This window comes from Kaarinaea lacus (assembly GCF_975902315.1).
On sequence record NZ_CDLKIE010000446.1, the window covers coordinates 1 to 5,062 of the forward strand.

The window sequence follows — 5,062 nt, forward strand, 5'->3', positions numbered from 1 at the left end:
ACTCGTATATTGGCAATCTATCCATTTCCTGATTATCCCGAAAGCTATTGGACAAATGGTGTAAAAACCGTCATTTGTAAAACTCGTCTGGCTTGCAATCGCCGGTTGGCGGGTATCAAACATTTGAATCGATTGGAACAAATTCTAGCGAGCACTGAATGGGAAAATAGCGAAATTGTCGAAGGTATTATGCTGGATAAAGATCAGCATGTTATCGAAGGCACAATGTCGAATCTGTTTTGGATTGATCAGGATAAACTTTATACACCTGATTTGGCAGAATGCGGTGTTGAAGGTGTAATGCGTGAGCAAATTTTGCAGTTGGCAAAAGAGTTGCAACTACCTGTTATGATAGGTCATTATTTTATTGAAGATTTACTGTCAGCCGACGAAATATTTATCACAAACAGTATTCATGGTGTCTGGCCTGTTCGGCAGATTGATGAATACACATTTAAATTCGGTTCAATGACAAAGCAATTGATGGACACCATCCAGTAATAATTATTTTTCATGAAACGTCTGATTTTTAAAATTACCGCTATTGGTGCAGTGGTGCTGCTTGTTACCGGCATCTGGTTTGTTGTGGATATTAACAATTTTCGCAATGCCCTTATAAGTGTGGAAGGGGAAGGCTTACGTTACGAAATTAAGAAAGGTGATACTCTAACACGAGTGTCTAAAAACCTTTATTTAGCTAACGTTATAGAGCATCCACGTTATCTTGTGTTGTTAGGAAAACTTAAAGGTCAGGCCAATAATATTAAAACCGGGGAATATCTTTTTGAACCGGGGATGACCACCGCCCAATTGCTGGACCAGATTGTAAAGGGCAGTACTATCCAGTATTCCGCAACGATAGTCGAAGGCTGGAATATTTGGGAAATGATGGCGGCGTTACAACAAAACGAATACCTCGAACATACGCTCAAAGGTGTGAAGACATCAGAGATCATGGAAAAACTGGGTAAACCAGGAGAGCACCCTGAAGGAAGATTTCTACCTGATACTTACCATTTTCCAAAGGGCACCACCGATGTTGCGTTTCTTACCCGTGCCTATGAGGCGATGGAAACCGTACTGGCCGAAGAATGGGAAAAACGCCAGCCGAATCTGCCTTTAAAAACGCCTTATGAAGCCTTGATACTGGCATCGATCATTGAAAAGGAAACAGCAGTTCCCAGTGAGCGTAGCGCCATCGCCGGTGTTTTTATTCGACGATTAAATAAAAGAATGCGTTTACAGACAGATCCCACGGTTATTTACGGGCTTGGTGAAAAATTTGATGGAAACATAAGGCGACGGGATCTGGTAAACGATACGCCATACAATACTTATCGACGTAACGGCCTGACTCCAACACCGATTGCTATGCCGGGCGTTGATGCTATTCGTGCCGCGTTAAATCCGGATGATGGTGACGCACTCTATTTTGTCGCTCGCGGTAATGACGGGAGCCATGAGTTTTCTGCAACCCTGGAACAGCATAATAAAGCGGTGATCAAATATCAGTTAAAGGGTAAAGCCCGGCCATTTTCTTCCAATCCGAAAGTCAAAAAATCCAGCCAATAACAATATTTCGTCCTTGTATTTGTAGAATCACTGTTAATAGTAATAACAAAAACAGGGCGAGCCGTTTATAATAAATTGCCATGAGCAAAGGAAAATTTATTACCCTGGAAGGTTCTGAAGGGGCGGGAAAGAGTACTGCCATGCAGGCTGTGCAGGATTGGGCGCAGCAATCCGGTATTGAATTTGTGGTAACCCGTGAGCCTGGTGGAACGCCATTGGCGGAGAAAATACGGGATCTCTTGCTCGACAAAAACCATACTGGCATTTGCGATGACACTGAGTTGTTATTGATGTTCGCCGCCCGTGCCCAGCATCTGAATGAATTGATCAAACCATCCCTTGCGCGTGGACAATGGATTTTGTGTGATCGATTTACCGATGCCACTTATGCTTACCAGGGCGGTGGAAGAAATATTGCGCATGAACGCATTGCGCAACTGGAGCAATGGGTTCAAGGTGCGTTACGCCCGGACTTAACTTTATTGCTGGACTTACCGGTAGAGCAAGGACTGGCGCGCGCGGGTGAACGCGGCGACCTGGATCGCTTTGAACAGGAAAAAATCAGTTTTTTTGAACGTGTAAGAACAGCCTACCTGGATCGTGCCGCACAGTTCCCTGATCAATACCGTATTGTTGACGCTTCACAGGGCATCGAAGAAGTGCGCCAACAAATATATAAGGCGTTGACTGAGTTTCGAGATCGGTTGCAAGTATGAAAGACGAATTTATTTTTCCCTGGCAAGAATCGCTTTGGCGCCACCTGGTACAACGTTACCAAAATGGTCAGTTGCCACATGCGTTATTGCTAGTCGGTGCTACGGGATTAGGTAAATTACACTTTGCAGAAAGTTTTGCCAGGTGGGCGCTTTGTTCGCAGAATTTTGTTACAGATAATAGTAGCCCGCTAGACCTTCGAGAAATCAATGAACCCTGTGGCCAATGTCAGGGTTGCCAGTTAATGAAAGCCGGGACGCATCCCGATTTTCTCAAGGTGGTTCCTGAGGCCGAAGGCAAGCAAATTCCCATTGATACCATTCGAAATGTAGGCGATTATCTAACACTAAAGAGTCAGTTTGCTCCATTGCAGATTGTTGTCATAGCGCCGGCGGACGCAATGAATAAATTTGCTGCAAACAGTCTGCTGAAAACCCTGGAGGAACCAACCCCCGGTTCACTGCTAATTTTGGCGACCAGCCATGTTAGCCGACTTTTACCCACCATTCGCAGCCGTTGCCAATCCATCGAATTTTCGATACCGGAACAGAGCCAGTCTCTAACCTGGCTTTCGAAGCAGCTACCGGATTTGGCTTCATCGGGTCCGCAAAACGAGATGGCGCGATTGTTGGCATTGGCTGTTGGCGCACCCTTGTTAGCGCGTCAATACGCGCAACAGGATACCCTGAAGAGCTATCAACAACTATTGTCGAGTTTCGAAAAATTAGCTAAAAATCAAGCAGATCCTGTTGCAGAAGCCAAGTCCTGGGAGGCCGTCGGCCTGGCAAAATCGGTAAAATGGATATATTTGTGGGTGGCTACCATGATTCGTCTTAAGTCCGGAATAGAGCGGGTCGATACTAAGTCAGAGTGGCTGGAACCTGGGTTAGAGAATCTGGCGCAGCGAATAAACAGTGAGCGGTTGTTCCAGTATCTTGACAAAGTGACTGAAACTTCACGGTTTGTAAATTCACAGGTTAATGTACAATTAACACTGGAAGATTTATTGATCAGCTGGCGTGAAATTAATGCCTGATCTGATGAAAGAGAGGATATGAGAAATGGCAGGCCCCGGTGGATTTAAACAAGGTGGTATTCTTTCCCTGGCAATCAAGGACAAGAGTTCCTTGTATACGGCGTACATGCCATTTATAAAAAACGGGGGCTTGTTTATTCCCACCAATAAGAAATATAAGTTGGGCGAAGAAGTTTTTATGTTGCTCACTTTGATGGATGAAAAAGAAAAGCTACCTGTTGCGGGAAAAATTGTCTGGATCACGCCGACCGGATCGCAGGGCAATCGTCTGGCTGGAATAGGTGTACAATTTAGTGAACAGGATAATGGGCAAATCCGGAATAAAATTGAGGGTTACCTGGCCGGTGCCCTGAAATCAGATCGCCAAACCCACACTATGTAATCGAAGGTCGCCCTGGTCGTTCTGGCATTATCTCGCTGATCTCCTTATACTAGCGCTTCATTTAGCAAGAACCGTTCAGTCCTGGCTCCATAAATATTATGTCCAATTACCTGGTTGATTCTCATTGCCATCTCGATTGCCTGGACCTGAAAGCCTGGGATAATGGTTTGCAGGGTGCCCTGGATGAGGCGCGGCAATTTGGTGTTGGGCATATGCTTTGCGTTTCTATAGAACTGGAAACCTTCCCCAATATGCTATCTATTGTCCGGCAGTATGACAATGTCTCTGCATCAGTAGGTGTACATCCCAATGTGCGCGAAGGTAAAGATCCCAGTGCAGATGAGTTACTCGCGCTGGCGGATGATCCTGACATAGTTGCTATTGGTGAAACAGGTTTGGATTACTTCCGCAGTGAAGGTGATCTGGAATGGCAAAGGGAGCGGTTCCGCCAACACATCGCGGCAGCGAAACAATGTAAGAAGCCATTGATTATCCACAATCGTGAATCTACCGAAGATTGTCTTGAAATTCTCGCGCAAGAGGGTGCGCAAGATGTGGGTGGCGTAATGCATTGTTTTGTTGAAAACTGGGAAATTGCCAGGCGTGCGATGGAGTTGAATTTTTATATTTCGTTTTCCGGTATAGTCACTTTTAAGTCAGCGCATGAGTTAAAAGATGTCGCCAGGCAAATGCCAGAAGATCGAATCCTCATCGAGACGGATTCACCTTACCTGGCCCCGGTTCCGCATCGAGGAAAAACCAATCATCCGGCTTATGTGCGGCATGTTGCAGAGTGTATTGCCGAGCTACGTGGAGAAAGTCTTGATAGTGTCGCCGAGCAAACCACCAGCAATTTTTTCAACTTGTTTAAACTGGCGAAACCAGCCAGGCAGGATGTTTCTTTAAACTCGTTGGCAAGCTAGTTATTAATGAGCCATTATGGAATATCTATTCCTTCATTTTTCAACATCCGCACCAGCTCAATAAGCGGTAATCCAACGAGGGTATTGGGATCATCGCCCTCTAATTTTTCAAACAATGAAATTCCCAAACCCTCAGACTTGAAACTACCGGCACTATTATAGGGTTGGTCCTGTTTCAGGTAGCGTTCAATTTGATCATCGTCAAGCTGACGAAAATGGACTGTAAAAGGAACACATGCGACTTGAGCCTGTTGGGTTGCACTGTTGTACAGGCATAGTCCTGTCAGGAACTCGATGCGTTTTCCTGACGCAGCTTTTAGCTGTTGTACCGCATTGTCGTGAGTGTGTGGTTTTCCCAGTATTTGCTTATTGAGTACCGCTACTTGATCGGATCCAATGATCAGCGCTGCCGGGTGGCGTTTCGCGACGGCCAAT

Annotated in this window: 7 protein-coding genes; 6 read left to right on the forward strand and 1 reads right to left on the reverse strand. The window is 45.5% G+C overall.

The features are described 5' to 3' along the window. From pabC to ACWVCM_RS13935, 6 genes are all read left to right on the forward strand, one after another. The coding region (pabC, locus tag ACWVCM_RS13910) for an aminodeoxychorismate lyase (RefSeq protein WP_455202364.1) at positions 1 to 501 on the forward strand (501 nt) is incomplete at its 5' end. A gap of 12 nt (positions 502 to 513) precedes the next feature. Next, on the forward strand, positions 514 to 1,572 hold the full coding sequence (mltG, locus tag ACWVCM_RS13915; protein ID WP_455202365.1) for an endolytic transglycosylase MltG: 1,059 nt from the start codon (positions 514 to 516) through the stop codon (positions 1,570 to 1,572). 80 nt (positions 1,573 to 1,652) lie between these two features. After that, positions 1,653 to 2,288: a dTMP kinase gene (gene tmk, locus ACWVCM_RS13920; protein ID WP_455202366.1), complete on the forward strand. Its 636-nt coding sequence runs from the start codon at positions 1,653 to 1,655 to the stop codon at positions 2,286 to 2,288. Then, entirely contained in the window at positions 2,285 to 3,322 is a 1,038-nt protein-coding gene (locus ACWVCM_RS13925; protein WP_455202367.1) for a DNA polymerase III subunit delta', read from the forward strand. The genes tmk and ACWVCM_RS13925 overlap by 4 nt, the downstream gene beginning before the upstream one ends. Positions 3,323 to 3,347: 25 nt before the next feature. Next, on the forward strand, positions 3,348 to 3,704 hold the full coding sequence (locus tag ACWVCM_RS13930) for a PilZ domain-containing protein (protein WP_455202368.1): 357 nt from the start codon (positions 3,348 to 3,350) through the stop codon (positions 3,702 to 3,704). 98 nt (positions 3,705 to 3,802) lie between these two features. Then, positions 3,803 to 4,627, forward strand: coding sequence for a TatD family hydrolase (locus tag ACWVCM_RS13935; protein WP_455202369.1), 825 nt, complete (start codon positions 3,803 to 3,805; stop codon positions 4,625 to 4,627). Positions 4,628 to 4,641: 14 nt separating this feature from the next. Here the strand turns inward: ACWVCM_RS13935 and ACWVCM_RS13940 are convergent. Then, positions 4,642 to 5,062: Maf family protein (locus tag ACWVCM_RS13940; protein ID WP_455202370.1), on the reverse strand; the 421-nt coding region annotated here is incomplete at its 5' end.